1 pseudogene is annotated in these 3,095 nt (G+C 46.5%); it reads right to left on the bottom strand.

Going from position 1 to position 3,095, the window contains the following annotated elements:
* A pseudogene (locus JGK39_RS33235) lies at nt 1-3,095 on the bottom strand (Ig domain-containing protein group 2 domain-containing protein); the annotation flags it as partial.

Below are 3,095 nucleotides of genomic sequence, written 5' to 3'. Positions count from 1 at the left end.
CATCTTTACTTTGACCGTCGATCGTTTCAAGCTTTACATTCAGTTCTCCACTCCGAACGGGAGCAAAAACATCAAACCGCAAATTGCCCCAATCGGGTACAACAAACGAGTCATGGGTGGCTTGGGTTGACTTCCCAGCTTCCAGGAGTAGAGCATAGTTCGGAATGCCATTTGAGGGCGGAGTAGCTCCCGGAATACCTGCTACATCAATTAGGGCGCTTTGCTTGAGTTGGTTATTAGTCCTATTGCTGTACCAGCCGGGAATATTTTGAATGCTATTCGGGTAAAAAATTGCATCAAAATTGCCATTAAAGAGCGTAGGAACTGCAAAATCACCCCGCATTGCAGCTATTGAGGTATTATCTTCATAAACCGAAACCCGATTCTTCTTCAAATAATCCTCAAAGTCACTCAACTCATTTTTCTTCTTCTTCCCACCATCAAAATAAGGTCGTAATTGAGAACCTCCCCCTAAAACAGAATTGAACCAACCTGTACCAATTCCTTCCCAAGGAGCTTTAGTATCGCCATGAGTAAAACTAGCATTAGTATGGTCAGGAGTATACCAAGTCTTAGTAACATCGGTGATATTATTTTCCTTCAAATCACCTAAGCGACGGTAAATTGTTTCGCCATTCTCCGATGGCAGTTTGCTACCCGTGAGATTAGCAGTCCCCGCATACCAAGCCAAAGCAGCCCGATGGGAAGCATCTTCCCCGTCATCCGGCGTAAAACCAGCCAGATTATTGAGTGAAACATTCCAATCAGATTTCCAGTTCGTTCCAGCAAGTTCCCGACCGTTAATCGTATTCCCAATACCCTTAATTTCTGGGTCTTGAATATTAAGGTAAGTTCCTTCAAAAGAATTATCATCGTAATCGTAAGGGTCAATAGTCGTCATCTGAAAGTCGCGATTTGCCCGACTCGTACCACCAGCATCAGGTAAAAACGTACCTAAACGCTGGACAATTTCACTATTAACAACAGCCCCTTGACCGAAACCAACAAAATGTAGCGGCGAGTTGAAAACAGCTCCTTGATTGCGGATTAACTTGCCCGTAGTATCATAAAGTTTACCCTCCTTTCCGATAGAACCGCCCTTCTCCAAATCGAGTTGTACCATTGAGGCAAATAAAACATCTGCGGCTGCTTCAGCAAAACCCGAATTGTAAAGTTTGTGAGGTTGAATTCCCTCCATCCAATTAGCTAACAACACTAATGGCTTGCCATATTGAGGAGACCGAACGGCGTTATTAAATACCCAATCGTTTCCTTCGGGGGCAACTGACTGCCACTTCCCAGTTGCAGAGTTATATTTCTGAACGGCACCTCCTTCTTGATAAATGTGTTTGGCAACGGCATTAACTTGGTTGTCAATCAACTGGCTGTCTTCCGGCTTTCCGGGTTCTATACCCCGCGTTAAAACCGTAACGCTGCTGAAAGTATCGCTATTTTTTACTTTGGGCAGAAGAGTTTTAAACTCACCTGTTACGAGTTGACCTTTACCTAGCTGTTTTCCATTTTCTCCCAAAGCTTCCACAGCCCAGTTGTATTTCTGGCCCGCTGTTAACATCAGATTGGGAGGAAGAGTAAACGCCTCAAAGTTACCCGGTTTACTGCCGCCGTTCCAAGTCCAATTACCAGTATTTTTATTCCACTTAGCAGTCAGGATACGATTGGGATTGTAGTCTTTGTCGTCCTGGGAATTTAACCCAGCCCACCTATCATCGGGTAACAATCCTTTCCCTTCGGGAAATACGCTGACATAAAGATTGACTTCATGAATGTCTTTATCTGGAGTTAAACCAGGAAGACCGCATTCTTCACCGTCACCCTTGAAATCCCACCTAAAAGTAGGAGTTAGAGGATTGGTGCCACTCTCGCTAGTACCAATGGGCCCCTCTAATTCCAGCCAATTTTTAACAGAAGCGATCGCCAAACCTTTAGGATTTCCACCGATACCAATGGGAGCGCGTTTCGTACCATCCGGGATACCAAAACCAAAGTTATTAATCCAATTTCCTTCGATAATTTCGTAGTCGGCCGCAATACTGACAAGAGGGTTGATATCGTCAATAGGCACGCGGACGAGGTCGGCAGTTGTCGCATTTCGCTGATTGCTTGCCTGGAAACCCCAAGTATCCACACCCCTGTCGCGGGCGTCAAGCTTGTAATTACCCGGATTCTCTATAGCCTTAATCATTTGCTCAACATCGAAAACGTAGGAACTTCCTCCCAAACCGAAGGTGGGATAGGAAGCAATCAAATATTTGCCGTCACTCGAAAGCGCTAGGTTGTTAGTTAAGCTGCCCGGAATCGGTCGAGTCGCAGCCACCAATTGAGGATTGGGCCCCAGTGGGTTTGCGATAATGCCTATATTTCCACCCTCGCGCGTATTTATCTTTGCCCTAGAGTTGCGGCCGGCAACAAACGCATATTTCCCGTCTTGCGTTACTGTTACAGCCACTGCCTCGTTGACATCAAAATAGTCAGTGGCCACGCCCAGCGACAAAGGAGCGTAATCGACTTTAGCCCTAAAATTGAGGGGGTCATCAGACTCAATTTCGAGCACTCCGAAGCCCTTGCCGTCATCTTGAAGCTTTATCTGGTCCCCATTACTATCTATGGTAAGGACACTAGCAAATCCGTTGGTGAACACCATTTTCTTCGGGTCGGAAGTAGCAGCTATGCCCTCTGTCTCCGATGCGGTGGGGATTACTCCAATCTGCTGGTGCCACTTCCGCTCGTTAGAGCCCTGAGCGCTCGGTTTGTCGCGAGGATCAATGTTGACAGCGTAAAGGTTACGGTTAGGTGTTTGTTCATTATTGTCGGAACCTGTGGCGAACAGTCGCCGCCCGTCGCTGCTGATAGCTAACTGGCTCAGTCCCAGCGGTGATGTGACGTTAATTGTCTGAACGACGGTATGATAAGTTGCCGAATTCGGGTTGATGTCGAGGACGTAGATGTTCGGTCGATTTTGGTCGGCAATGTAAGCGTAATTGTCTTTGGGGTCGATCGCAATAGCTTGTGGTCTGGCTCCATTCGGCAAGCTAATCGCATCTACAGTCGCCGTTTCTGGAGTAGTATCTATCTCT

This window comes from Microcoleus sp. PH2017_12_PCY_D_A, from assembly GCF_020738565.1.
Taxonomy (GTDB): Bacteria; Cyanobacteriota; Cyanobacteriia; order Cyanobacteriales; family Microcoleaceae; genus Microcoleus.
The sequence above is the reverse complement of the archived record's forward strand: the minus strand, read 5'-3'. Positions and strand labels throughout refer to the sequence as shown.